This window comes from Subsaxibacter sp. CAU 1640, from assembly GCF_023156585.1.
In the GTDB taxonomy this organism is placed as follows: Bacteria; Bacteroidota; Bacteroidia; order Flavobacteriales; family Flavobacteriaceae; genus JBPOFM01.
In genome coordinates this window covers 428772-454364 of the sequence record NZ_JALNMI010000001.1, presented here as the reverse complement: position 1 = coordinate 454364, position 25593 = coordinate 428772, and the positions used below count along the sequence as shown (strand labels likewise).

Genomic DNA, 25593 nt, shown 5'->3' with positions numbered 1-25593 from the left:
ATATAACAACTGAAAAAAGACATTCGTGTATTCGTGGCTAAAAACCAAATGAAGATATCGACTGAAAACTGAAAAAATGTATCAATTAGACGAAAAAATATGGTTTTGGGTATTGGCAATCATTCCAATAGTTCTGCTGATTTTTCTTGTGCTCCAACTATGGAAACATAGAGCACAAAAAAGATTTGCCCATAAACCAATGTTCAGGAAATTGAGCCCAAATACATCTCTTTTTAAATCTATTCTGAAGATTGTAATGCTGTGTTTGGCCTTCGCATTTTTGGCAATTGCACTCGTCAATCCAAAAATTGGTACCAAGTTGGAAACCGTAAAACGTGAAGGTGTCGATATCGTATTTGCAGTTGATGTTTCAAAAAGTATGTTGGCTGAAGATGTTGCTCCAAATCGTTTGGACAAAGCAAAGCAATTGGTTACGCAAATCATCAATAATTTGGCGAGCGACCGAGTTGGAATTATTGCCTATGCTGGTAAAGCATTTCCCCAACTTCCCATCACAACCGATTATGGCTCGGCAAAAATGTTCCTTCAAAGTATGAATACCGATATGTTGTCTTCACAAGGAACAGCTATCAACGAAGCCATCAATTTGGCAAAGACCTATTATGATGATGACGAGCAGACCAATCGAGTTCTCATCATTATTTCCGACGGTGAAGATCATAGCAATGCTTCTGCAAATGTAGCTGAAGAAGCTGGCGAAGAAGGCATCCGAATTTTTACAATAGGTGTGGGAACTGCAAAAGGAGACCGAATCCCAGAAAAACGCAATGGAATTTTGCTCAACTACAAAAAAGATCAAAATGGCGAAACGGTCATTACACGTTTGGATGAAGAAACTCTAAAATCCATTGCCAAAGAAGCAAATGGAGTTTATATCAATGGAAATAAAACCAGTGTTGTGGTCGATGAAATTCGCGACATTCTCAATAAAATGGATAAAACAGAATTTGAAGCAAAACAGTTTGCCGATTTTGAGTCACAATTTCAATGGTTTTTGGGCGCAGCCATTTTGTTGTTATTTATAGATATCTTTTTGTTGGAAAGAAAGACAGCGTGGCTAAAACGCTTGAATTTGTTTAACGAAAACCTATAAAATTTTTAAGAAAACATTATAATTGGCGTACAGATAGATTTTTTAGTTTTATAGACTATTTGAAATGAGAACATTACTGTCCATATTATTGCTAACTACCGCTTTTGTTTCCTTTGCTCAAGACAAGGATAGAGAAGCTGAAGCCCTTTTGATTCAGAAGAAAGCAAATAACTTCGTGCATCAAGGCAACGAAATGGTATCTGAAGATAACTTCATTGCCGCTGAAAAGGAATACAGAAAAGCAATTTCTGAACAACCGACCAATATTGCTGGAACTTATAATCTTGGCAATTCATACTACAAAAAAGGGAATTACGACGAAGCACTTTTCCGTCAGCAACAAGCTGCAAAAAACGCTACCGAAAAAAGTGACAAGCATAAGGCATTTCATAACATTGGTAATATCTTGATGAAAAATAAGCAATGTAAAGAAGCGGTTGAAGCTTATAAAAATGCCTTGAGAAATGATCCTACAGATGAAGAAACACGTTACAATCTTGCTTTAGCAAAAGATTGTGCTGCACAACAGCAAGACCAAAACAAAGATCAAGACAAGGATAAGCAGGACGAAAATAAGGACGAGCAAGATAAAAAGGATCAAGAAAATAAAGACCAGGATAACAAAGGCGACCAGGACAAAAAGGAAGGTGATGATCAGAAAGATAAAGGTCAGCCTAAAGAAGATCAGCAAAATAAAGATAAAGGAGACGAAAAGAAAGAACAACAGCAACAACCTCAACCAGGCCAGTTGTCACCGCAGCAGATAAAAAATCTTTTGGAAGCAATGAATAACCAAGAGCAAAAAACTCAAGAGAAGATCAACGCCGAAAAACAAAAAGGCGTTAAGGTCAGAACTGATAAAGATTGGTAAGAAAATAGTTTGCAGTCACAGTATTCGGTTTACAGTAAATTAAAATGAAATTAAAAGCATACATATCATTACTTCTATTTCTAGTTAGCACAGTAATTGCTTCTGCTCAAATAAAATTTGAGGCAAAGTTGAGCAAAAACAAATTGGGAGTCAATGAGCGTTTACGTGTTGATTTCGAAATGAATAAGGATGGAGATAATTTCAACCCCCCAAGTTTTGAAAACTTTACAGTAATTGGAGGTCCTAATCAATCTGTGAGCCAATCTTGGGTGAATGGTGTGCGCTCCTTTTCAAAAACATACAGCTATTTTCTGGCGCCGAAAAAACAAGGTAAATTTACTATTGGCCAAGCTACCATCGAAATTGATGGTGAAACTTACAAGACTACACCTGTGGCGGTCGAAATTACAGGAGCAGTTCAAAGACCTAACGACCCGGACAATGCTGTCGCCGTAGCTGATGATAATATTCATTTGGTAGCAGAAATATCCAAAACCAATCCGTATTTAAACGAAGCCATTACAGTTGTCTATAAGCTTTATGTTTCTGCAAATACTGGAGTTAGTAACTGGCGAGAAATTGATAATCCGAAATACAATTCATTCTGGAGTCAGAACATCGATATTAAAGGAATGAAGGTGGAAAATGGAACTTATAATGGTGAAGATTATCGCTACGTTGTTCTTAAGAAAACCGTTCTATATCCACAGAAAACGGGAAAACTTGAAATTGAACCTTTAAGCTTGGATTTGACAGTTGAGGTTCCAACCAATAGACGTGATATTTTCGGCGGAAGATTGATGACCCAAGTGCATAAAACAGTTTCTGCTGGAAGTAAAACCATCAATGTAAAACCGTTGCCCGAACAAGGTAAACCTGCCGATTTTACTGGAGCCGTTGGCAATTTTGATTTTAAGGTAACAACGTCAAAAACCAATTTGAATGCTACTGAATCTTTACAAGCCACAGTTCAAGTGTCTGGAAATGGAAACCTGAAGCTGTTTCAACTTCCTAAATTGACATTGCCAAGTTCTCTTGAAGTTTATGAGCCAGAGCACAATGAAAATATAAGAACAGATTTAAATGGTATGCAAGGAAGTATTTCTGATGATTATACCATTGTGCCACAATTTAAAGGGAAATATCCTATTCAGAGCGTGTCATTTTCTTATTTCGATTTAAAGACAGAAACATACAAAACCATTTCATCCGGCAATATTGTGATTGATGTCTTGGAAGGACCAACCAATTCTTCCACATCTGATAATAATTTTGCATCCTCTGGAGTAGGAAAGCAACGTGTGGTGATGAATGATAACCAATTTGCATTTGTAAAAACAGATGCCAATTTAACAGATATTAAACCAAACTATTTCTTCAAAACAGATATGTTTTGGGTGTCATTGTTGAGTCCATTATTGTTGATTCCATTAGCTATTGTGTTAAGACGGAAAAAGGAAGCACGTGATGCAGATGTTTATGGCAATAAGATAAGAAAGGCTGATAGGCTTGCGAAGAAATATTTGGGCGAAGCAAAGAAAACTTTGGGTCAAAAAGAAGCATTTTATGTTGCTTTGGAGAAAGCACTTCATAATTATTTGAAGGCAAAACTTTTTATTGAAACTAGCGAATTGAGTAAAGACCGCATCAAAACATTATTATCTGAAAGAGGTGTTGACAGTTCAATCATTACAGAATTCATAGGGATTTTGAATAATTGTGAGTTAGCAAGGTATACACCAATTACTAATGTTGAGATGCAAAATGACTATGAAAAGGCAGCCAAAACCATTTCATTAATCGATAAACAATTAAATTAAGAATGAAAAGGATTCTTTTTGCCATAATGTTTTTTGTGTCTTTGTTGGCCTTCGCTCAAAATGAAACACTGTTTGAGCAAGGCAATAAGCTATATAATGATGGCAACTACGAGCAAGCTATTTCAAAATATGAAGAAATTTTGAGCAATGGAAAGCACTCCGCAGAACTCTATTTCAACTTGGGAAATGCTCACTACAAGCTCGATCACATAGCTCCAAGTATTTTCTATTACGAGAAGGCGCTGCAACTCAAACCGGACGATAAAGAAATCAATGGCAATATTGCTTTTGCACGAAATATGACCATTGATGAGGTAGATACAATCCCAGAAGTTGGTTTCACAAAATTTGTAAATAATATATCCAAAGCGCTTGCTTTTGAGAGCTGGGCTTATCTATCGATAGGTTTGGTGATACTGTTTGTGGTGCTATTTTTAATATATTATTTTGCTGATGGTACTATTCAAAAACGAATGGCTTTTGTAGCAAGTTTGATTATGGTGATTTTTACTGGTCTTGCTCTGTCATTTGCATTCCATAACTATGATCTTGCGCAACAAGATCAGCCTGCCATAGTTTTTGCTCAAGAAAGCCAGGTAAAAAGCGAACCGAATTTGCGTAGTACAGAGTCGTTTAAGTTGCACGAAGGAACCAAAGTGCAAGTGCTTGATACCGTTAATAATTGGAAAAAAATTAAGCTTGCTGACGGCAAGACGGGCTGGATTTCTTCGGATGATATCAAGGTACTTTAAAATTTCTTTAACGATTTTCTCACTTTCATGTTTTATATTTGCATCTGAATGATATTAAATTCATGCAAAAAAGAACGATTTCATATTTTTTCTTGATTTTGTTTACGTTGTTCATTGCAGCGCCAACAGTTATTTCTGTGGTTGAAAAATCATTTGATACTTCTATTTTTTATAGTGTCAATGAAGAGGAAAATAAAATAAATGAAACGTTGAAGGTTTTTGAAGTGAAACTTTCGGACCACGAGAAATTTTGCATCTCTATTTCAGATCTTGAAAAGGAAAAATCATACATCTTTTGCATTAAAAATTACACTTCAAAGGACTTGGAGTGTCTATCCCCTCCTCCAGAATTAAGTTAATTATATTTTTGATGGTCAAAACAGTATTTGCACCATTCTATTCTTTTTCAAACTTATAATTAACAATTCATTACATGTTTAAATATATTAAGAGCGACTTGCCAGCGAGTATAGTCGTATTTTTCGTTGCTTTACCTTTGTGTTTAGGTATCGCACTTGCCAGTGGAGCACCGCTTTTTTCAGGACTTATTGCTGGAATAGTTGGCGGTATTGTTGTCGGGTCTTTAAGTGGCTCAAAAATTGGAGTCAGTGGACCAGCCGCGGGCTTGGCGGCGATTGTTCTTGCTGCTATAGCTACTTTAGGTAGTTACCAAAATTTTCTGGTAGCTGTCGTTTTAGGAGGTGTCATCCAGCTATTGTTTGGTGTATTAAGAGCAGGCATTATCGGATATTATTTTCCTTCTTCTGTTATTAAAGGAATGCTAACAGGTATTGGAATAATAATTATTCTAAAACAAATACCTCACTTCTTTGGATATGATATTGAACCAGAAGGAGCAGACAGCTTTCTTGAAGCATCCGGAGAAAATACTTTTTCTGCATTATTAAACGTTTTTGACCACATAACTTTAGGATCTACGATAGTTGGAGTAATAGGTCTTGCAATTCTAATACTGTGGGACAAAGTCCTATCAAAGAAAGGAAAAATATTTCAATTGATACAAGGTCCTTTGGTGGCAGTAGTCATTGGAATAATTTTTTATGCATTGACACAATCTGATGGAAGCCTAGCTATTTCTGAATCACATTTGGTAAGTGTTCCAGTTCCGGAAGATGCAACTTCATTTTTGGCCCAATTCAGCTTTCCGAATTTTAGCGAAATAACAAACCCAGATATTTGGGTAGTGGCATTTACAATCGCTCTTGTCGCAAGTCTAGAAACTTTGTTATGCGTTGAGGCAACTGACAAACTTGATCCACATAAAAACGTAACTCCTACTAATAGGGAGCTTTTAGCCCAAGGCACAGGTAATATTCTTTCTGGATTGATAGGCGGTTTACCAATAACTCAAGTCATAGTTAGAAGTTCAGCAAATATACAATCAGGGGGAAGAACAAAAATGTCTGCAATCATACATGGTTTTTTGTTGTTGATTTCTGTTATTCTCATACCGCGACTTCTTAACATGATCCCATTGTCTGTGCTGGCAGCCATTTTGTTAGTGGTTGGTTACAAATTAGCGAAGCCTTCGCTATTTAAAAAAATGTATGAATTAGGTTGGAAACAGTGGGTGCCATTCGTTGTCACTGTATTGGGAATCGTCTTTATAGATTTACTTTATGGTATTGGTTTGGGATTGATGGTGGGAATTGTTGTAATTTTAATAAAAAGCTACCAAAACAGTCACTTTTTACATATTGAAGATCAAAGTAATGGTAAGCACCGCATCAAAATGACTTTGGCGGAAGAGGTGACTTTTTTTAATAAAGGAGCCATTTTAAAAGAATTGGATAGTTTGCCAAGAGATACTTATCTTGAATTGAATCTACTAAAAACAAGATATTTAGATCATGATATTATCGAGATTTTGGAAGATTTTTATATAAAGGCAAAAGAGAGAAACATTGACATCAAATTAGTCTCGAAAAGAGGAGTTGTAGAGAATCCCTCCAGTTTTATAAAGTTTTTTAGAGAAAACCCGAAGTCCGATTTAAGTTTAAGTTGAAAAAAGATTAACTATCAATAGATTTTTAATCGTTGATATAACAAAGAAATAATGAAAGCACATACTAAAGAAACGCAGGCTACAATGACGCCTCAAAAGTCATTACAGTTTTTAAAAGAAGGAAATTTAAGATTTCAAAATAATCTAAAGGCAAACAGAAACTTGCTAGAGCAGGTCAACGATACTAGCGAAGGACAGTTTCCTTTTGCGACCATTTTAAGCTGCATCGATTCGAGAGTTTCGGCGGAGTTGGTATTCGATCAAGGATTAGGAGATATTTTCAGTGTCAGGATTGCCGGAAACTTCATCAATGAAGATATCCTGGGAAGTATGGAATTCGCATGTAAACTTGCAGGAACAAAATTAATTGTTGTGTTGGGTCATACAAGCTGTGGAGCCGTTAAAGGCGCCTGTGATGATGCCAAAATGGGGAATCTTACAGGAATGTTGTCTAAAATAAAGCCAGCCGTAGAAGGTGTTACGGAACCTAAAGATGCAAATTTGAGAAACTCAAAAAACTTGGAATTTGTTGACAATGTAGCAAAGGTCAATGTTAGCTTGGCTATTGAGAACATCAGAAAGCAAAGCCCTATTTTGAAAGAAATGGAAGATAAAAATGAAATCGATATTGTTGGTGCCATGTACGATATTAATACAGGTGCCGTAGACTTTTTCGAATAAAGAATAGAGAAATTGATTTTAATGAATATTAAATTGAAAACGGTAGCATTGACAGCCATGTTGATGCTACCTTTTTTTTCAACAGCACAAGACAGCAATTTTGGAAATTGGTTGATTTATTTTGGTAATAAGCAATTCAATCAAAAATGGAATCTCCATCACGAAGTGCAGTATAGAAATTACAATGTTATTGGCGACCTAGAGCAACTGCTTTTGAGAACAGGATTGGGCTACAATCTTTCTGATGATACAAATATTTTATTGGGTTATGGCTATATTCTTTCTGAAAATTACATAGGTGACACAGACGACAAGGTCAGTGTAAATGAGCATAGAATCTATCAGCAATTCATCAGTAAACAAAAGGTCATTGGTATTTCGATGCAACACAGATATCGATTTGAGCAGCGTTTTTTAGAGGATGATTTCAAGATGCGCTTTCGATATTTTCTGGGTTTGAATATTCCATTAAGTAACAAAGAGACAAACAAATTTTATCTTTCTGCATATAACGAAATCTTTCTCAACACAAAATCCTCTATCTTTGATAGAAATAGACTTTATGGTGGTTTAGGCTATCGTATTAATTCAAATGTTAGAGTTGAGGCTGGGTATATGAACCAATTTTTTGAAACGAGCGGAAGGGATCAGTTCAATATCATGACATTTGTGAATTTTTAATCGTAAACGATTGATTTATTATGGATTTAAAAGAGGTTTTCAAGAACAACGAAGAATGGATTAAGAACAAATTGAATGTTGATTCGAATTACTTCCATAAGTTAGGGCAAGGTCAAAATCCAGAGCTATTGTATATTGGTTGTTCAGACAGTCGTGTCTCTGCAGAAGAGATAATGGGTCTTGAGCCAGGCGAGGTTTTTGTTCATCGTAACATCGCAAATATGGTCATAAGTATCGACCTAAATGTGATGTCTGTCTTAAACTACGCCGTTAATCATTTAAAAGTGAATCACGTTGTGGTTTGCGGTCACTATGCTTGTGGAGGGGTGAAAGCTGCAATGCAATCGGCAGATTTGGGGATTTTAAACCCATGGTTACGTAACATTCGAGATGTATATCGCTTGCATAGAAATGAGCTCAACGCCATAGCTGACGAAGACAGAAGATATAACAGATTGGTCGAATTGAACGTACAAGAGCAATGTGTCAATCTTATTAAAACCGCTGCGGTACAAAAAGCCTATAGAGACAGAGGTCTAAAAGTTTATGGTTGGGTGTTTGATGTCCATACGGGAAAACTCATTGATTTAAATATCGATTTTGATACTATTCTTAAAAACATTATGGAAATCTATCATTTAGATTGAAACAGAAAAGCCACTCATTTGAGTGGCTTTTTAGTGATTTTTTAACCTGTATTAAAACGTAGTCAAACCTGCATTTGGTTGATACACATAGTTAAATGTATAAAATTGAGAATTGCTCAACTCTGCATTTGGTTCTCCATTTTCATAATAGCTCAAGATCTCAACTTTTGCGTATTTTCCATCATTGGTTTTAACAACAATGATTTTTCCAGCAATAGGAGAAATAACGTGTGTTGTTGGATTGTAATTATACCATCCACTGCCAGAGCCGGTTGGTATGGCCAATCCGCTTGTTGAACTGTCAGAATTGAACAATGTTTCATCTACAGACGTAACGCTTGCCAATGTTCCTGTTGCAATGTAAGCACCACCATTTCCTGTTCTAGAAGGTTGGTCAGTAGCAGTAGCTTCTCCGCCATTGACGATAATTGTTGAACCTCTAAAAGCGATATCCCAATCATCACCTGTGGTGGTTGCTCCTGTTTCAAAAGAAAATTTGATGTATTCTCCTGTTATGGTTGGAGGATTTGTAGTATAATCTGCGCTTTGAGTAGCTTGCAAATTAGATACCAATTCAGATTCTACTTCTAAAAGTTGTGTTCCATTATCATCGTCGCTACTGCAAGATGTGAAACCGATAAAAAGTACTGCTAATGTTAAAAATTTGATTGTGTTCATAATATGAAGTTTATAATTGTTAAAAATGAATGTTCAGTTTTCCGTAAATGATTCTACCAGCAATATTGCTGATGTTTTGTGTATCTGTAAATGCAAATAGATTGTCCACACCAATACCTATTTGATAATTTTTGTAAATGGTTTTGTTTATGGCAAAGTCCCAGATGGCATATCCATCTACATAATCATCATAGACATCTAGATAAGTATTGCCATTGGTGTCAAATAGGCCATATTTACTGCGATAGGTGCCACGTATATTGGCATCCAAATTCCATTTGGCAAATTCATAAAACACTTTTAGGTTTGCCATATGGCGCGAACGGTTGTAAAGCCCAAAATAATCGTCTTTCTTCAGTTGAAATGACGGCGAACTTGGTGATTCCCTTGCATAGACCTCGCCATTTTTAAAAGCTTCTTCCGCTGCCTTGTCTTTGGCAAACAATAGCTGATAACCTCCAGAAATCTTTAATTGATTGTTCAGTTTCCAAGTGCTGTTAAATTCCAGTCCTTGAGTGTAGACTTCATGAACATTGTAATAACTGAACACGTTTTGACCATTGGTTTTATTGGCAATGACGCGTGTATCAATTAAATCGTCTATGTTGTTTCTAAACACATTTAGGCCAAATTTTAAACTTGAAATAGGGTTGTAGTCTGCTCCAATATTGATGCCAATGGAATTTTCTGGGTTGAGCTCGTTTTCAAATTCTGAAAGTGGCACGACGACATTGGCAATCTGTCCTTCTTCCTGAAGTTGCGGAATTGCTGTAGTTACTGCATTGTATCCCAAAACAGTATAGCCGACGGTGGCATTGGTAAAATCAAAGTATAATTGTCTAAAATCAGGTGCTTTAAACCCATAACCAATAGACCCTTTTACTGCCAAATTTTCTGTTAACTCATAACGAAGGGCAACTTTTGGACTGAATTGCGATTTATATTCGCTATGGTCGTCAAATCGTGCTCCAAGGATAACATTTAACTTATCTGTAGGATTCGTGTCAAACTGCAAATAGGCATATGGTGAATCAAATTTTGGATTGGTTGAAAAATCAGTTCTGTCCAAGGTTTCGCGATTCCAGCCCAAACCACCAATAAAAGCACTTTTTTCAGATGGATTGTAAGTCGCTCTTATTTCTGGTCTTAAAAGCAATTGGTTGAAATAGCTGTCGCTAAAGCGTGAATTATCAATTGTGTTCAAATATTCTTCCGCCTTGTAGCGTGTAGCGTACAGTTCAAAATAGCTGCTCCATTTTTTGCTATAGGTATGACTCAATTTTAAATGCGTATTCCATTCATTGATGTCACTTTCTCCATTTAAATCTTCAGAAGCTACATAATCTTGATTTTGAAGATAGTATCTGCCAGAAATAAATAGGTTAGTGTTGTCATTAAAATTGTAGGTAAGCTTCGTGCTGAAGGTGTAATTTTCGTAAGGTTCAACGGTGTTAAGCGCATCATTGTCATTCAAGTCATAACCTTCACTTCTAAAATTGTTTATGAAAGCGCTGATACCAATTTTCTCTTTTTTATATCCAATATTGGCACTTGTGTCATAGGTCTCAAAACTTCCCACTCTGGAATTAAGGCTACCGTTAAAGCCTTGTTTCGGATTTTCGGTGATGATATTGATAACGCCTCCAAGGGCTTCACTGCCATATAAGCTGGACGATGCGCCTTTAACGATTTCTATTTGTTTGATATTGCCAACAGTTATCCGACTAACATCCAACGTTCCTGCCGAACGACCTATCAACGGTACACCATCAATCAAAATCAAGGTATATTGAGAGTCCAAACCTTGCAATTGAATACCTTCGCCTCCTCCAAAATCAGGAATAGTTATCAGACCTGTTTGTTCGTTCAAGATGTCGTTCAAACGTAACGAATTGACACTCTGTATTTCTTTTTTGGAAACCAATTGAACTGGAAGCGGCAATGAAGACAATTGTCGAATAGTACGTGTAGCACTCACAACAACTTCATCTAAAGATTGAGCCTGTGTAGAATCTAGAACGATGCCTTTTTCTTCTTGGGAGAAACTCACTTCACATAAAAAAAGTAGAAAAAAAAGTAAATAATTGTTTTTATTTAGACTCATTCTTGATAAATTTGCTGCAAATATAAAAGCTTATTTTAATTCAATCTAAATAAGAATAGAATTATTTTGAGAATTTTTCAATCACCAAAATCAAATATTTAATAATGAAAAGATTAGCCCTTTTGTCAATGTGCTCGCTTATATCTATTTTAAGTGTGAATGCTCAAAACAAGAAAGCACAAGACCAGAAAGCCATTAAGAGTATGTGTGGCTGCTACGAAGTCACGTTTAACTTTGCAGAGACCTTTGAGTATTCAAATGACTCTACTTACCAACCTTCCAAAACCAAAATTGAAAAGGGAACAGAATGGGTACAACTAGTTGAAGACAAAGACAATAAGATTGTGATGCAACATTTATTGATAGTGGGTCCTCCAACCAAACCAATGATTGTAAAACACTGGAGACAAGACTGGGAGTTCGAAAATACCAACCTTTACACCTATAATCACGATAACAAATGGAATTATGTGAGTTTACCAAAAAATGATGTTAAAGGTCAATGGACTCAAAAAGTGTTTCAGGTAGATGACAGCCCTCGTTATGAAGGTTCTGCCTCTTGGGTGCACGTTGATGGCAAAAGTTATTGGGAAAATACAACAGACGCTCCACTTCCAAGACGTGAATATACAACCAGAGCAGATTATAACGTAACTGTAAGAAGCAACAGGCACGAAATTACCAAAAATGGTTGGATACACGACCAAGACAATGATAAAGTAATTCGTGAGGATGGCAAGGAAGATGTGGTTTTGGCAAAAGAAAAAGGCTATAACACGTATGTGAAGGTTGAAGAAAGTAAATGTAAGCCAGCACAGGACTATTGGAACGAAAATCAAGCAAAATGGGCTACAGTGCGTGCAAAATGGGACCAAGTATTTGCAAGAAATAAGGATTTGGTGTTAGAGGAAAAAGTGGATAACAAAGATTTATTCAAATATCTTTTGGATGATGAAAACTATAAAACCAGCGAACAAATTGACCCAGTTATTGAATCATTCGTAAGAAAATAATATGAGAAAGATTTTAATAGTATTTATTGCTTTTGCTTTCGTAAATCAAAGTTTTGCACAAGACAATGTATTTTTAAAGCGTGAGTTTTGGGATTCCAAACCAACTGTAGAAACCATTGATTTAAAAATCAAGGAAGGCAACGATATTGCTGAAGCCAATAGCAACAATTTTGATGGTGTGGTATATGCGATTTTGCAAAATGCTCCAAATGCCACCATTCAATATGCCATATCCAAAGAAGACAACGATGTCAATAAACTCACGCACGACGGAAGAACCTATATCTTTTGGGCCGCTTACAAAGGCAATGTAGAGTTGATGCAGTTTCTGTTGGATAAAGGCGCAAAAACAGATTTGACTGATGATAAAGGCAATACGATTCTCAATTTTGCTGCTGGTTCTGGACAAAGTGATACGAAGGTCTATGATTTAATGTTAGAGCGTGGTGCCAATCTTCAAAAGGATTTGACACCATCTGGCGCAAATGCATTGCTTTTGGCTGCGCCATATGACAAAGATTTTTCGTTGATTAATTATTTTACTTCGAAAGGTTTGGATATCAATAGCGTCGATTCTAAAGGGAATGGTGTTTTTAATTACGTTGCCAGAACCGGAAACATCGATTTGATGAACCAGTTGCTGAAAAAAGGCGTGAAAGGTAATGACAACGCCTTCATTTTCGCTGCGCAAGGCACTCGTGGTACCACCAATGGTCTCGAAGTTTATTCGTACTTGGAAAGTGTTGGTTTAAACCCGAAAGCAGTCGCTAAAGATGGCGAAACGCCTTTGCATATCTTGGCTTCAAGAAGTAAGGATTTAGAGGTCATCAATTATTTCCTCAAGAAAGGAGTTGATGTCAACCAAGCTGATGCTGACGGAAATACGCCTTTTCTGAATGCCGCAAGTCGCAATACTTTGGAAATCGTGACCTTGCTTTCTAAAAACGTGAAAGACATTAACCATCAAAACAAAAAGGGTCAATCGGCTTTGAGTTTGGCTGTAGCGAATAATTCTTCGGAAGTTGTTGATTTTCTTCTGAAAAACAAAGCAGACATCAAAATTGTAGATGCTGAAGGCAATGATTTAACCGCTTATTTGATGGAATCTTTTTCAACGAAGCAAGAATCGGTTTTTAAGCAAAAATTGGATTTACTTCAGAACAAAGGGTTTAAATTCGGAAAAACCCAGGCCGATGGCGACACTTTGTATCATTTGGCTTTGGATAAAAACGATTTGTTTGCCATCAAATTTGTAGAGCAATTCAAAGTAGATGTCAATGCGAAAAATAAAGAAGGTTTGACACCTTTGCACAAGGCGGCAATGACTGCCAAGGATTCAGAAATCTTGGAATACTTGATTTCCATTGGCGCCAAAAAAGATTTGGTTACTGATTTTGATGAAACCGCTTACGACTTGGCTTCTGAAAACGAAATCTTAAAACAGAAGAATACCTCAATTGAATTTTTAAAATAAAATGTCCGTTCGAGCGCAGTCGAGAACTTTCAGGTAGGTCGCGACTCTGCTCGACCCGACAGAAAACACACAACAGATGAAGCTAAAATATATTACGATTCTCGGATTGCTTTTTATAGCAATGACATCGCATACAATGCAGCCACCATCCACAAAGTATAAATGTATGATTCAAATGACGAATTATACTGGTGAAGGTGCTTATGTGGTGATTTCTTTAATCAATCCGAAGGGAGATTACGAACAGACATTATATGTTCAAGGTGACGATGCAGAATGGTATAATACGGTTGAAGAATGGTGGAAGAAATTCTACGGAAAAAAACGAACTAACATTGATGCCATTACAGGCGCAACGATTTCTGGAGGCAAACGAACCGTAAGCGTCATTGATATTGATGATTCGAAATTAAACTCTGGATACAAGATTCGTTTCGAAACAGCTGTTGAAGACCAAGAATACTATAAAAGTGATGTGGAGTTTGAACTGACTTCAGAATCTGTAAAAGGTAAGGTTGACGGTACTGGTTTTATTCGTTATGTACGAATAATGCCAAATTAGACGGAAGACGGAAGACCGAAGTTTCAAAAAAGCATCTTGATTCTTGGCTCTTTATTCCTTAAAAGAGATTTGTTATGACCATTTCCATTTGGAGATATAGCCATCTTGCACTGGCTATATCTTCTTTTGTTTTTATATTTCTTGCTTCCGTTACCGGAATCATTTTGGCATTTGAACCAATTTCGGAACAAATCCAGCCGTATAAAACGGAAGGTTTCAATGATATTACTCTGGCGGAAACCATCGATGCTTTCAAGTCAAAATATCCTGAAGTGATTAGCTTGGAAGTGGATGCTAATGACTTTGTTGCTGCGTCTGTCATCACGGAAGAAGGCGAATCGCTCGATGGGTATTTCAACCCAAAAACAGCTGAATATCTTGACAAAAAAATTGAGTCATCCCAGTTTTTTCAATGGGTCACCAATTTTCATCGTTCGTTATTTTTAAAAAGCACAGGACGCTTTTTTGTAGGTCTTTGTTCGTTTTTATTGTTTTTGATTGCCATTACAGGAATAATTCTTATTCTAAAACGTCAACGAAGTCTCAAAAAGTTCTTTTCACGGATTGTCAATGATAATTTTGCCCAATATTGGCACGTTGTTTTAGGGCGTTTGTCAGTGATTCCCATCATCATCATTACGCTTACGGGCGTTTATTTGTCTTTGGAAAAGTTTGATTTGTTGCCTAAAGACAAAAGTCAACATCAAATCGATTTCGATAATCTCTCTGAAACTCCAAAACTTGAAGTCAGCGAGATTCCGATTTTCAAGAACACCAAACTTTCCGAAGTCAAATCTGTTGAATTTCCTTTTTCTGAATTTGTTGAGGATTATTACACCATCAAGTTGAACGATAGGGAAGTTGTGGTGAATCAGGTTAATGGTGAGATTTTAAGCAAGATTGATGATTCGTGGGTTGCGATGTTTTCAAATTTGAGCCTCAATCTTCACACTGGAAAAGGCAGCATTTTGTGGTCAATTGTTTTGGCAATAGCTTCTGTAAACATTCTGTTTTTTATTTATTCTGGATTTGCAATGACCATCAAGCGTCGTCAGGCTAGACTGAAAAATAAGTTCAAGAAAAATGCTTCAGAATTTGTCATTTTGGTTGGCTCTGAAAATGGAGGCACACTTCCGTTTGCAAATGCCTTTCAGAAACAACTATTGGCACTCGGTAAGCGTGTTTTTATTGCTGAATTGAACAGTTATTCAAAATTCAAAAGCGCTGAACATCTTGTGGTGATGACGTCCACGTATGGTGAAGGTGAAGCGCCCACAAATGCAAACAAATTTTTAGAGTGTTTGAAAAAAATCAAACAAAACCAAAAGTTCAGCTTTTCGGTTGTAGGATTTGGTTCACTCGCATATCCTGATTTTTGCAAATTTGCTTGTGATGTAGATACAGCATTGTTAGAGGAAAACGCAACGCAATTGTTGCCGCCATTCACGATTAATGACAAATCGTTCGAGAGTTTTGAGCAATGGGTCCAATTATGGTCTGAAAAAGTTGGATTGAAACTTTCCATCCCAAAAGAAAATCTGGTATCGCGACCAAAGAACACCAAGCTGTTTGAGGTGGTTTCAAAAACAAAGGTCGAAGACAATCCTGATAATACGTTTCTCATCACTCTCAAACCAAAGCAAAACGTTCATTTTGTCTCTGGCGATTTGTTTTCGGTCTATCCAAAAAACGATTATCACGAACGATTGTATTCCATCGGAAAAGTCAATGGCAACATTCAGTTGAGCGTCAAATATTATGAAAATGGTCTTGGTTCAACCTATCTGAATAATTTCAAAATTGGTGATACATTCAAGGCACGATTGATTGAAAATGCGCATTTCCATTTGCCGAAAAAAGCTTCAAAAGTCATTATGATTTCCAACGGAACAGGCGTGGCACCTTTCTTGGGAATGTTGCACGACAACAAAAAAAGAATCACGACTGATTTGTGTTTCGGAATCCGAACAGAGCAATCCTTAAACCTTTATCAAGCGCAGTTGAATCAACTTTTGGAAGAAAAAAAGCTCACAAAACTGAATGTCGCTTTTTCTCAACAACACGAAAAGGTATATGTTCAGAATCTTCTGGGAAGAGATGGCGAATCCATTGCACAGGCTTTGGAGCAAAAAGCTGTTATTATGATTTGTGGTTCTTTGGCAATGTATAAAGACGTGATGGAAACATTGAATGAAATTTGTTTAAAGTATAAAAACAAGCCGTTAAGCGTGTATTCAAAACAAATTAAATCGGATTGTTATTAGTAGTTTCAGTTTCTGGAACTTCTTCTTCCGATGACTCTTCCAATTCTTTTTTCTTTTCGAGAATTGCAGGAAAAATCAGTGGCACCAAAGATTTCACGGGATTGTAAAGCACAGAATCTTCGATGGTTTCTTCATCTGTAAACGGAATGGCGCGATTCATACTATCAAAAACAATCAGTACAACACTCAAAATCACAGCGATTTTTAGTGCACCAAATAAGCCTCCAAGGATTTTATTGACAATACCCAAAGCCGCAAAATCGGCCAATTTTGTCAAGGCTTTTCCAGCAAGCGCTATCACCAAAACGATGATGACAAAAGTAATGGCAAACGCAGCAATATTGACGGTTTTTTCATCCCATTCGGTTTTGTTGGTCAAAAATGTCGCCGCATAATTGCTGAAATGAATCGCACCATACACACCAGCAACCAAAGCCACCAATGAGGCAACTTCCACAAAAAGCCCTTTCATAAGCCCACGTACAAGACCAAAAAGAATCAAAGCTGCCAAAACAATATCCAAAAAGCTCATAACGATAGAATTTTATCAAATATAAGTTAACTTTGAACCAAAATAAAATTGAACCTGAAATTGAACTTCAAGTCGAAATTCGATTTCATTTTCAACTTCAAATTCGACTATGTCAAGAGATGAACAATTAAAACAACGCTGGGAAATGGTGGTTCAAAAACTGTCTGCCCAATTTGCCGAAGGCGATATATTGGATTTGGACGCCATCATCTATTTGATTGGTGTGCAAGAACTGGGTCAACCACATAGAAAGTTCAAAAAAGACCATAAACTCGATTTGATGCATATTGCCATCTGTCGTTTGCTGGAGCCTTATGGGTATTATGAATTTGATTTTTATGATGATGATAAATGGCCACATTACAAAGTAAAAGAGCAGCTACCACACTTAAAAGCTGGCGAACAAAGCGTCTTGATGAAAGAAGCCATTGTCAACTATTTTTTGGAATCAGAATACATTGAATGATTTTTAATTCATTCAATTTGAATAAAAAATGTATGTTTGCCCGCAATTAAAATCATATAAAATGAAAAGATTATTTTTACTTTTTGCCCTTTTTGGTTTATTGCTAACCTCTTGTAGCAATGATGATGATTCTTCTCAAGACAGAATTGTCGGAACTTGGACGTATCACAAAGCGTTTGAAAATGGTGTTGAGATTGTGTTGTCAGATTGTGAAAAACAAGAAACCTATATTTTTAGATCTGATAACACGGTCGATTACAAATATTATGAAGAAGACATGTCATCAAATTGCTTGTTGGAGGAAGACATTTCTGGTACGTGGTCCGTTGCTGATGGAAATATTTACACACTTGACTTTGGATTCGGTTCAGCCAGCCAGGCGTTGACATTTGAAGATGATACATTCTTTTATGACGATACCTTTGAGGACTTCACTTATAGAGATGTATATATAAGAAATTAAATCACCACAAACTGTACGCCTTCCTTGTCGAAGGCTTTTTTTATGCAAAAAATCCCTAAATTTGCCATTCATTTTTTTGAACCATGATAGACAAGCTAAAAGAACTCATTGCTGAAGCGGAAGCATTTAAAGCCCAATCCAAAGAAGAGGTTGAAGCGTTTCGTATTAAATTTTTAGGGTCTAAAGGGCTTCTAAAAGAGTATTTTGCCGAGTTCAAAAATGTTGCCAATGACCAAAAGAAAGAATTTGGTCAGGTTATCAATAAATTAAAAACGACTGCCGAAGACAAAGTCAATGCTTTAAAGGAAGAATTGGAAGGCAAGGAAGAAGTCAAAGGCATTTATGGCGATTTGTCACGTCCAGGCGAGCCGGTAGAAATAGGTGCTAGACATCCAATTTCCATAGTGAAAAATCAAATTATTGATATTTTTTCCCGTATTGGTTTCAACGTCAGCGAAGGACCAGAAATTGAGGATGATTGGCACAATTTTACAGCATTGAATTTGCCGGAATATCATCCAGCGCGCGATATGCAGGATACCTTTTTCATCCAGACCAATCCAGATATTTTGCTTCGTACGCATACAAGTTCAGTACAAGTGCGCTATATGGAAAATAACAAACCGCCAATTCGTACGATTTCTCCAGGTCGCGTTTATAGAAACGAGGCTATTTCAGCGCGTTCGCATTGTTTTTTCCACCAAGTGGAAGGTTTGTATATTGATAAAGATGTAAGTTTTGCCGATTTGAAACAAACTTTACAATACTTTACGACGGAAATGTTCGGAAAATCAAAAATCCGTTTGCGTCCGTCCTATTTTCCGTTTACAGAACCGAGTGCCGAAGTGGATGTCTATTGGGGATTGGAAACAGAAATTGATTACAGAATCACAAAAGGAACCGGTTGGTTGGAAATAATGGGTTGCGGTATGGTAGACCCAAATGTTCTCGAAAACTGTGGCATCGATTCAAAAACCTATTCAGGATTCGCCTTCGGAATGGGTATTGACCGAATCACCATGTTGCTACATCAAATTGGTGACATTCGGTTGTTGAGCGAAAATGACGTACGGTTTTTGGAGCAGTTTAAATCAGCTTTGTAAAATCACATTTAGATATTTAAACCGATGTTAACGCATCGGTTTTTTTTATTTAACAATCATTTAACTTCGTTTAGTTCGGTTTGTTCCGAACTAATATTAATTTTGCTAAAATTATTGCAATTATGACACACGAAGTATGTTTAAAGAAACAGGCTCTTGTTGAAAAACTAGGCGTCGCCATTGAAAAAAAGGACCAACTGGCACCTGTGGCCGCTCGTATACTTTCTTATATCATCCTGACAGGAAAAGCTGGAACTACGTTCGAGGATTTGGTTGAGAAACTCTGCGCTAGTAAAAGTACTATTTCAACACACCTCAATCATTTATCGGATTTGAAGAAGGTGGTTTATTTCACAAAGCCTGGCGATAGAAAAAAATATTACATCATCAACCAGGACAACATCTGTTTGAGTATTGATGCTATGGTTGAAACTTGGAGTTCGCAGAAAGAATTACACCAAGAGATTCGAGAATACAAGCAAGAAGCAAATAAAACTAGAGATGAAGCATCTAAATTCGAACTCGATTTTCACAACGATTATATCGAATTTTTAGAGGAAGCTATGCAATCCGTATTAAAATTGAAATCAAAAATCACAGAGAAAAACAATAAACTTTAACTATAAACCAATGAAAATCAATAAAATATCATATATATTATTTTTAGGATTGTTCTCCGCCATATATAGCTGCGGCGATAAACAGGAATCTCAACAAGCACCGCAAGGTCCGCCACCTACTTTTCCTGTTACACAACTACAAAAGAAAACAGTAACAGGATATACTGAATATCCTACAACCCTTGAAGGTATTGTCAATAGTGATGTACGTGCAAAAACTTCTGGTTACATTCAGAAAGTATTGGTTGATGAAGGCCAAAAAGTGCGCAAGGGACAAGTATTGTTTAAATTGGAGACAGAATCCTTAAGTCAGGATGCTGGTGCGGCAAAGGCGCGTATTAATGTGGCGCAAGTTGAGGTGGATAAATTAATTCCTTTGGTAGAGAAGAACATTATTAGTCCTGTACAATTGGAAACTGCAAAAGCCAATTTGGCGCAAGCAAAAGCAAATTACAGCAGTGTCGCCGCTACTATAGGTTATGCGACCATTACAAGTCCTGTGGATGGCTACGTAGGTGCGATTAATTTTCGTGAAGGCACCTTGGTAAGTCCGAGTGACCCGAATCCTTTAACGACTGTGAGTGATATCAAAAAAGTCTATGCATTTTTTAGTTTGAATGAATCCCAATATTTGGATTTTCTGCAAAATGCTGAAGGTAAAACATTGGAAGAGAAATTGGCAAATTATCAAAATGTTAACCTAGTATTGGCAAACGGTAGTGTTTATAATCAAAAAGGAAAAATTCAAACAAGTACAGGTCAAGTCAATCAAAATACAGGAACAGTAAGTTTGAGAGCTGTTTTTGAAAATCCAAATCAACTGTTGACTAATGGAAACAGTGGAAAGATACAAATTCCTACCGTTTATGAGAATGCTATTGTTGTTCCTCAAGAAGCTACTTATGAACAACAGGGCAATGTGATGCTGTTTAAATTGGGAGCAGACAATGAAGTGGTCAACACCATTGTAAAGGTGAAAGCATCTGTAGACAATCTTTATGTGTTGGAATCTGGTGTTACAGCTGATGATAAAATCGTGACTACAGGTGTTGGAAAACTGAAGGATGGCACCCTTATCACACCGCAGGAAGTGCCTTTTGAAGAAGTTACCAAGCCCATCGAAACACTTTTTAAAAACTAGAAATCCGTAGATTATGTTAAAAACATTTATTGAAAGACCTGTTCTTTCGACCGTAATATCTATCATAATAGTGATGCTTGGGGCTATAAGTATCACCAGTTTACCGATAGAAGAATATCCTGATATTGCACCACCTACCATAAAGGTAGCGGCATCGTATCCTGGAGCCAATGCGGAGACCGTTTTAGAAAGTGTGATTATTCCCATTGAAGAACAAATCAATGGTGTGGAAGGAATGACTTATATCACCTCAACAGCCTCAAACAATGGTACAGCAGATATAACCGTATATTTTGACCAGAGCATTGATGCTGATATTGCAGCCGTGAACGTTCAGAATCGTGTGGCACGAGCTAATCCTTTATTACCTCAAGAAGTTATTCAAACAGGTGTTACCACACAAAAGCAAGAAACCAGTGCCTTGATGTTCTTGTCTACTTATACGGATAGCGAAGAATATGATGCCACATTTATTCAGAATTATTTAAAAATCAATGTAATTCCTGCCTTACAGCGTGTGAAAGGCGTCGGGGATGTGAGTGTGTTTTCGCAGCAGGATTACGCGATGCGAGTATGGTTGAAGCCCGAAAAATTAGCCGCCTATAATTTAATTCCTTCGGATATCACTGCGGCTTTAAGGGAACAGAATTTGGAAGCTGCCGCAGGTGCATTGGGACAAAATAATGGAGAGGCATTTTCTTATGTATTAACCTATAGTGGACGTTTTAAAGAAGCGAAGCAATATGGAGACATTGTCGTAAAAGCCTTGGGCAATGGTGAATTTTTGAGATTGAATGACGTCGCCACCATTGAATTGGATGCACAGTCCTATGCTGCAAATGCTGAAAGTTTGGGACATCCTGCAGTGTTTATGGGGATTTTTCAGACCAAGGGGTCTAATGCACAGGAGATTATAGAAAACATTAAAGTTACATTGGACGGTATTGAAAAAGATTTACCAAAAGGCTTGCATATTTTTATTCCCTACGATACCAGCTTATTTTTAAATGCGTCCATAGAAAAAGTGGTCAGTACTTTATTAGAAGCGTTTTTATTGGTGTTTTTGGTGGTGTTTTTATTCTTGCAAGATTTCCGCTCTACCCTGATACCTGCCATTGCGGTACCGGTTTCCATCATCGGAACTTTCTTTTTCTTGAGTGTTTTTGGGTATTCCATCAATTTATTGACGTTGTTCGCTCTAGTACTAGCGATTGGAATTGTGGTAGATGATGCCATCGTTGTGGTGGAAGCCGTCCACGCCAAAATGGACCAAGGTGAGAAGAATCCAAAATCTGCAACGTTGACTGCAATGAATGAAATATCTGGAGCCATCATATCAATAACCTTGGTTATGGCTGCTGTATTTATTCCGGTAACTTTTATAACAGGACCAACGGGTGTATTCTATGAGCAGTTTGGTGTCACCTTGATTATTGCCATTCTAATATCTGCCGTTAATGCATTGACTTTAAGTCCTGCTTTATGTGCTTTGGTTTTAAAAGAACATAAGCACGATGAAGAATTAAAAGGAAAGAATTTTTTACAGAAGTTTTATGCACGTTTCAACAGAGGATTCAACGCAACTGTCAATAGATACGGGAAATCCCTAGAGTTTCTATATAGAAGAAAATGGGTTTCAGCGGTATTATTGGTTATCGCTGCTATTGGAATCTTTTGGGCAGCAAAAACAACGCCAACAGGATTTGTCCCGAATGAGGATAGAGGAATTGTCTTCGTCAATATTGAACTTCCAGCGGGTTCTTCTTTGGACAGAACAGATGTAGTAACGAAAAAACTATATTCAAAGATCGATGGAATGCCTGGAGTCGTTGGGATATCGTTTATTAAGGGCCGAAGTTTAATCAGTGGTTCGGGTAGTAATTACGCCATTGGATTTGTCAAATTAAAAGATTGGAGCGAACGAAAAGATGAATCACTATCATCCCAAGCTACAATAGGAAAGCTGTTTGGAATTGCCTCCACCATACCAGAAGCAAATATCATCTTCTTTTCACCTCCGAGTATTCGAGGTTTTGGTAATTCTGCTGGATTTGAAGTGAACTTGTTGGATAAATTCGGTGGAGAGTTTACAGAGTTGGATAAGGTGAATCAGGAATTTGCGATGGCATTGATGAAACATCCAGAGATACAGTATGCTCAATCTGCTTTCAACACGAAATATCCACAGTATGAAATGGAAGTCAATGTACCTTTAGCAAAAGAAAAAGGAGTGCCAATCAACAGTATTTTCTCTACGTTACAAGGCTATATTGGCGGAGTTTACGCGTCAGACTTTTCCAGATTTGGAAAACAGTTTAGGGTTTATATTCAATCCTTGCCAGAAGATAGAGCTGATGTTGATGACTTAAATGGAATGTATGTGAGGACGGATAGTGGGGCAATGACGCCTATCACACAGTTCGTGACACTCAAACGTGTTTATGGTCCGCAATCGGTTACCCGTTTTAATCTGTTCAACTCAACAACCATTACAGGTGCCGTAAATCCTGGGTTTAGTACAGGTGATGCCATCAGAGTCATTGATGAGGAAGTGCAGAAATTACCAAGCAATTATACCGTCGCTTATTCTGGTTTGACTCGTGAGGAGGTCAATGCTGGTAATCAAACAACCTTCATATTTATATTGAGTATTTTATTTGTGTATTTCTTATTGAGTGCACAGTACGAAAGTTATTTGTTGCCGTTAGCGGTTGTCTTATCCTTGCCATTTGGGGTGTTTGGAGCCTATGTCAGTACAAACTTGTTGGGTCTTCAGAATAACATTTACTTCCAAATTGCATTGATAATGCTGGTTGGTCTTTTGGCCAAAAACGCGATTTTGATAGTGGAGTTCGCATTGCAAAGACGAAGGAATGGAGAATCTATTGTCAACGCTGCGATTCACGGAGCAAAGGCACGTTTGCGACCAATATTAATGACTTCTTTTGCCTTTATTTTAGGATTGATGCCTCTAGTGTTAGCAAAAGGTGTTGGTGCAGAAGGAAACAATTCCATTGGTACTGGAGCCGCAGGTGGTATGTTGATTGGAACCATCCTCGGTGTATTTGTCATTCCAATTTTATTTATGCTTTTCCAATGGCTGCAAGAAAAAGTAAGTAGTAAACCAGCCATTGTAACTCAACAACAACAAGAAGATTAATCATATGAACTCAATTATTAAAAATAGAAGACTTCAGATAGGACTTGTTCTAGTTGTGTCCGCCTTTACATTACAAAGCTGTTTTGTGGCAAAGGACTATCAACGTCCAGAACTTCCTGAAACAGAAAATCTCTATAGAACGGATAATTTACCAACGGACAGTATTTCAATGGCTGATGTGTCGTGGAAAGAGCTATTCACTGACCCTTATTTGGTGCAATATATTGAAGAAGGACTTCAGAATAACATTGATATCCGTATCGCGATTCAACAAATGTTGGCTGCCGAAGTTTATGTAAAACAAGGTAAGGCAAGCTATTTTCCAACCTTATCCGCAGGAGCTTCAGTGACGCACCAAGAATTGTCTAGAAACAGTCAATTTGGGTCATTTTTCAATGGCGCCATAGACCAATATGCCGTTACTGGAGATTTATCGTGGGAAGCTGATATTTGGGGAAAGATCAGAAGTAACAAACGTGCATTTGAAGCAAGTTATCTTCAAAGTGTTGCGGCGCATCAGGCAGTAAAAACACGTTTGGTGGCTAGTATAGCTTCCACGTATTATCAATTGTTATCATTGGATGCTCAACTTGAAATCACCAAGAAAACCATCAATGCAAGAGATAGCAGTGTGACGACTATTAAAGCTTTAAAAGATGCTGGACAAGTAACGCAAGTAGCCGTTGACCAAAATGTTGCGCAATACAATAATGCAAGGGCTTTGCAGGTGGATTTGGAAGCAGCTATTTTTCAAACAGAAAACACTTTGAGTATTTTGTTGGGAAAAAGTCCGCAACAGTTTGAGCGCAGCATTCTAGAAGACCAAAGTTTAAATTCTGAATTAAAGTTAGGCGTACCTTCAACATTGTTGAGCAATCGACCAGATGTGATTGCTGCAGAATATGGTTTAATCAATGCATTTGAAATGACCAATGTGGCACGAAGTAATTTTTATCCGTCATTAACACTGACTGCTACAGGAGGTTTACAAAGTTTGGATTTTGATGAATTGTTCAGTGCAAATTCTTTATTTGCAACCGTAATAGGAGGTTTGACGCAGCCAATCTTCAATCAAAGAAGAATTAAAACACAGCACGAAGTTGCGAAATTGCAACAAGAACAAGCATTGCTAACCTTCAAAAGAACCTTGTTAACCGCTGGTAACGAAGTTTCCAATGCCTTGTACGCTTACAATGCTGAAACCGAAAAGTTTGAATACAGACAAAATGAAGTGGAGGCCTTGCGCCAGGCAGAAAGTAATTCAGAAGAATTATTGAAAAATGGGTATGCCAATTATCTTGATTTATTGACAGCTAGACAAAGTGCATTGAGCGCTGAATTGAATGTGATTGATAATAAATTACAACAACTGTTGAGCGTCGTGGATTTATACGTAGCTTTAGGAGGCGGTTGGAAATAAT

Annotated in this window: 23 protein-coding genes; 20 read left to right on the top strand and 3 right to left on the bottom strand. The window is 37.2% G+C overall.

Features of this window, described 5'->3' with window-relative positions; all coding sequences use genetic code 11:
• The first annotated feature begins 76 nt into the window (after positions 1–76).
• From M0G43_RS01975 to M0G43_RS01935, 9 genes are all read left to right on the top strand, one after another.
• A complete protein-coding gene (locus M0G43_RS01975) occupies positions 77–1114 on the top strand; it encodes a vWA domain-containing protein (RefSeq protein ID WP_248023083.1) in 1038 nt (345 codons plus the stop codon).
• Between the two features lie 64 nt (positions 1115–1178).
• Positions 1179–1985, top strand: a complete 807-nt coding sequence (locus M0G43_RS01970) for a tetratricopeptide repeat protein (RefSeq protein WP_248023080.1) — start codon at positions 1179–1181, stop codon at positions 1983–1985.
• Positions 1986–2029: 44 nt separating this feature from the next.
• Positions 2030–3805, top strand: coding sequence for a BatD family protein (locus M0G43_RS01965; RefSeq protein WP_248023079.1), 1776 nt, complete (start codon positions 2030–2032; stop codon positions 3803–3805).
• A gap of 2 nt (positions 3806–3807) precedes the next feature.
• Positions 3808–4557, top strand: a complete 750-nt coding sequence (locus tag M0G43_RS01960; protein ID WP_248023071.1) for a tetratricopeptide repeat protein — start codon at positions 3808–3810, stop codon at positions 4555–4557.
• Positions 4558–4619: 62 nt separating this feature from the next.
• Positions 4620–4916: a hypothetical protein gene (locus M0G43_RS01955; RefSeq protein ID WP_248023062.1), complete on the top strand. Its 297-nt coding sequence runs from the start codon at positions 4620–4622 to the stop codon at positions 4914–4916.
• Between the two features lie 74 nt (positions 4917–4990).
• A complete protein-coding gene (locus M0G43_RS01950) occupies positions 4991–6583 on the top strand; it encodes a SulP family inorganic anion transporter (protein WP_248023055.1) in 1593 nt (530 codons plus the stop codon).
• A 51-nt stretch (positions 6584–6634) separates the two neighbouring features.
• Positions 6635–7264 carry a carbonic anhydrase family protein gene (locus tag M0G43_RS01945; RefSeq protein WP_248023052.1) on the top strand — a complete coding sequence of 210 codons (630 nt, stop codon included), beginning with the start codon at positions 6635–6637 and terminating at the stop codon, positions 7262–7264.
• A gap of 21 nt (positions 7265–7285) precedes the next feature.
• A complete protein-coding gene (locus tag M0G43_RS01940; RefSeq protein ID WP_248023050.1) occupies positions 7286–7945 on the top strand; it encodes a DUF2490 domain-containing protein in 660 nt (219 codons plus the stop codon).
• 20 nt (positions 7946–7965) lie between these two features.
• On the top strand, positions 7966–8592 hold the full coding sequence (locus tag M0G43_RS01935) for a carbonic anhydrase (RefSeq protein WP_248023047.1): 627 nt from the start codon (positions 7966–7968) through the stop codon (positions 8590–8592).
• A 51-nt stretch (positions 8593–8643) separates the two neighbouring features.
• On the opposite strand, the gene M0G43_RS01930 is transcribed toward M0G43_RS01935, so the two are convergent.
• Together M0G43_RS01930 and M0G43_RS01925 are read right to left on the bottom strand one after the other, a co-directional pair.
• Complete coding sequence (locus tag M0G43_RS01930) at positions 8644–9270, bottom strand: HmuY family protein (protein WP_248023044.1); 627 nt, start codon at positions 9268–9270, stop codon at positions 8644–8646.
• A gap of 19 nt (positions 9271–9289) precedes the next feature.
• On the bottom strand, positions 9290–11374 hold the full coding sequence (locus M0G43_RS01925; RefSeq protein WP_248023042.1) for a TonB-dependent receptor plug domain-containing protein: 2085 nt from the start codon (positions 11372–11374) through the stop codon (positions 9290–9292).
• 104 nt (positions 11375–11478) lie between these two features.
• Here M0G43_RS01925 and M0G43_RS01920 point away from each other — a divergent pair, with 104 nt between their 5' ends.
• From M0G43_RS01920 to M0G43_RS01905, 4 genes are all read left to right on the top strand, one after another.
• Positions 11479–12387 (top strand): DUF6607 family protein, encoded by a 909-nt coding sequence (locus M0G43_RS01920; protein ID WP_248023039.1) that lies wholly within the window; start codon positions 11479–11481, stop codon positions 12385–12387.
• 1 nt (position 12388) lies between these two features.
• Positions 12389–13861 (top strand): ankyrin repeat domain-containing protein, encoded by a 1473-nt coding sequence (locus M0G43_RS01915; RefSeq protein ID WP_248023037.1) that lies wholly within the window; start codon positions 12389–12391, stop codon positions 13859–13861.
• A gap of 76 nt (positions 13862–13937) precedes the next feature.
• Entirely contained in the window at positions 13938–14423 is a 486-nt protein-coding gene (locus tag M0G43_RS01910; protein WP_411039832.1) for a DUF2271 domain-containing protein, read from the top strand.
• Between the two features lie 74 nt (positions 14424–14497).
• Positions 14498–16687 (top strand): PepSY domain-containing protein, encoded by a 2190-nt coding sequence (locus tag M0G43_RS01905; protein WP_248023034.1) that lies wholly within the window; start codon positions 14498–14500, stop codon positions 16685–16687.
• Here M0G43_RS01905 and M0G43_RS01900 read toward each other — a convergent pair.
• On the bottom strand, positions 16668–17219 hold the full coding sequence (locus M0G43_RS01900; RefSeq protein ID WP_248023022.1) for a CvpA family protein: 552 nt from the start codon (positions 17217–17219) through the stop codon (positions 16668–16670). The two genes, M0G43_RS01905 and M0G43_RS01900, sit on opposite strands and share 20 nt — an antisense overlap.
• A gap of 109 nt (positions 17220–17328) precedes the next feature.
• On the opposite strand from M0G43_RS01900, the gene M0G43_RS01895 reads away from it, so the two are divergent.
• The 7 genes from M0G43_RS01895 (at position 17329) to M0G43_RS01865 (ending at position 25592) form a co-directional block, all read left to right on the top strand.
• Positions 17329–17685: a hypothetical protein gene (locus tag M0G43_RS01895; protein WP_248023020.1), complete on the top strand. Its 357-nt coding sequence runs from the start codon at positions 17329–17331 to the stop codon at positions 17683–17685.
• A 61-nt stretch (positions 17686–17746) separates the two neighbouring features.
• Positions 17747–18148, top strand: a complete 402-nt coding sequence (locus M0G43_RS01890) for a lipocalin family protein (RefSeq protein WP_248023017.1) — start codon at positions 17747–17749, stop codon at positions 18146–18148.
• Between the two features lie 83 nt (positions 18149–18231).
• On the top strand, positions 18232–19251 hold the full coding sequence (gene pheS, locus M0G43_RS01885) for a phenylalanine--tRNA ligase subunit alpha (RefSeq protein WP_248023014.1): 1020 nt from the start codon (positions 18232–18234) through the stop codon (positions 19249–19251).
• Positions 19252–19373: 122 nt separating this feature from the next.
• A complete protein-coding gene (locus M0G43_RS01880; RefSeq protein WP_248023010.1) occupies positions 19374–19871 on the top strand; it encodes a GbsR/MarR family transcriptional regulator in 498 nt (165 codons plus the stop codon).
• Positions 19872–19881: 10 nt separating this feature from the next.
• Positions 19882–21012, top strand: coding sequence for an efflux RND transporter periplasmic adaptor subunit (locus M0G43_RS01875; RefSeq protein ID WP_248023009.1), 1131 nt, complete (start codon positions 19882–19884; stop codon positions 21010–21012).
• 13 nt (positions 21013–21025) lie between these two features.
• Entirely contained in the window at positions 21026–24172 is a 3147-nt protein-coding gene (locus M0G43_RS01870; protein WP_248023001.1) for an efflux RND transporter permease subunit, read from the top strand.
• 4 nt (positions 24173–24176) lie between these two features.
• On the top strand, positions 24177–25592 hold the full coding sequence (locus M0G43_RS01865; protein ID WP_248022989.1) for an efflux transporter outer membrane subunit: 1416 nt from the start codon (positions 24177–24179) through the stop codon (positions 25590–25592).
• Position 25593 lies beyond the last annotated feature (1 nt).

Excerpts from the sequence above, each read along its gene's own strand:
- M0G43_RS01975 (WP_248023083.1), top strand. The coding sequence starts at position 77 with ATGTATCAATTAGACGAAAAAATATGGTTTTGGGTATTGGCAATCATT.
- M0G43_RS01970 (WP_248023080.1), top strand. The coding sequence starts at position 1,179 with ATGAGAACATTACTGTCCATATTATTGCTAACTACCGCTTTTGTTTCC.
- M0G43_RS01965 (WP_248023079.1), top strand. The coding sequence starts at position 2,030 with ATGAAATTAAAAGCATACATATCATTACTTCTATTTCTAGTTAGCACA.
- M0G43_RS01960 (WP_248023071.1), top strand. The coding sequence starts at position 3,808 with ATGAAAAGGATTCTTTTTGCCATAATGTTTTTTGTGTCTTTGTTGGCC.
- M0G43_RS01955 (WP_248023062.1), top strand. The coding sequence starts at position 4,620 with ATGCAAAAAAGAACGATTTCATATTTTTTCTTGATTTTGTTTACGTTG.
- M0G43_RS01950 (WP_248023055.1), top strand. The coding sequence starts at position 4,991 with ATGTTTAAATATATTAAGAGCGACTTGCCAGCGAGTATAGTCGTATTT.
- M0G43_RS01945 (WP_248023052.1), top strand. The coding sequence starts at position 6,635 with ATGAAAGCACATACTAAAGAAACGCAGGCTACAATGACGCCTCAAAAG.
- M0G43_RS01940 (WP_248023050.1), top strand. The coding sequence starts at position 7,286 with ATGAATATTAAATTGAAAACGGTAGCATTGACAGCCATGTTGATGCTA.
- M0G43_RS01935 (WP_248023047.1), top strand. The coding sequence starts at position 7,966 with ATGGATTTAAAAGAGGTTTTCAAGAACAACGAAGAATGGATTAAGAAC.
- M0G43_RS01930 (WP_248023044.1), bottom strand. The coding sequence starts at position 9,270 with ATGAACACAATCAAATTTTTAACATTAGCAGTACTTTTTATCGGTTTC.
- M0G43_RS01925 (WP_248023042.1), bottom strand. The coding sequence starts at position 11,374 with ATGAGTCTAAATAAAAACAATTATTTACTTTTTTTTCTACTTTTTTTA.
- M0G43_RS01920 (WP_248023039.1), top strand. The coding sequence starts at position 11,479 with ATGAAAAGATTAGCCCTTTTGTCAATGTGCTCGCTTATATCTATTTTA.
- M0G43_RS01915 (WP_248023037.1), top strand. The coding sequence starts at position 12,389 with ATGAGAAAGATTTTAATAGTATTTATTGCTTTTGCTTTCGTAAATCAA.
- M0G43_RS01910 (WP_411039832.1), top strand. The coding sequence starts at position 13,938 with ATGAAGCTAAAATATATTACGATTCTCGGATTGCTTTTTATAGCAATG.
- M0G43_RS01905 (WP_248023034.1), top strand. The coding sequence starts at position 14,498 with ATGACCATTTCCATTTGGAGATATAGCCATCTTGCACTGGCTATATCT.
- M0G43_RS01900 (WP_248023022.1), bottom strand. The coding sequence starts at position 17,219 with ATGAGCTTTTTGGATATTGTTTTGGCAGCTTTGATTCTTTTTGGTCTT.
- M0G43_RS01895 (WP_248023020.1), top strand. The coding sequence starts at position 17,329 with ATGTCAAGAGATGAACAATTAAAACAACGCTGGGAAATGGTGGTTCAA.
- M0G43_RS01890 (WP_248023017.1), top strand. The coding sequence starts at position 17,747 with ATGAAAAGATTATTTTTACTTTTTGCCCTTTTTGGTTTATTGCTAACC.
- pheS (WP_248023014.1), top strand. The coding sequence starts at position 18,232 with ATGATAGACAAGCTAAAAGAACTCATTGCTGAAGCGGAAGCATTTAAA.
- M0G43_RS01880 (WP_248023010.1), top strand. The coding sequence starts at position 19,374 with ATGACACACGAAGTATGTTTAAAGAAACAGGCTCTTGTTGAAAAACTA.
- M0G43_RS01875 (WP_248023009.1), top strand. The coding sequence starts at position 19,882 with ATGAAAATCAATAAAATATCATATATATTATTTTTAGGATTGTTCTCC.
- M0G43_RS01870 (WP_248023001.1), top strand. The coding sequence starts at position 21,026 with ATGTTAAAAACATTTATTGAAAGACCTGTTCTTTCGACCGTAATATCT.
- M0G43_RS01865 (WP_248022989.1), top strand. The coding sequence starts at position 24,177 with ATGAACTCAATTATTAAAAATAGAAGACTTCAGATAGGACTTGTTCTA.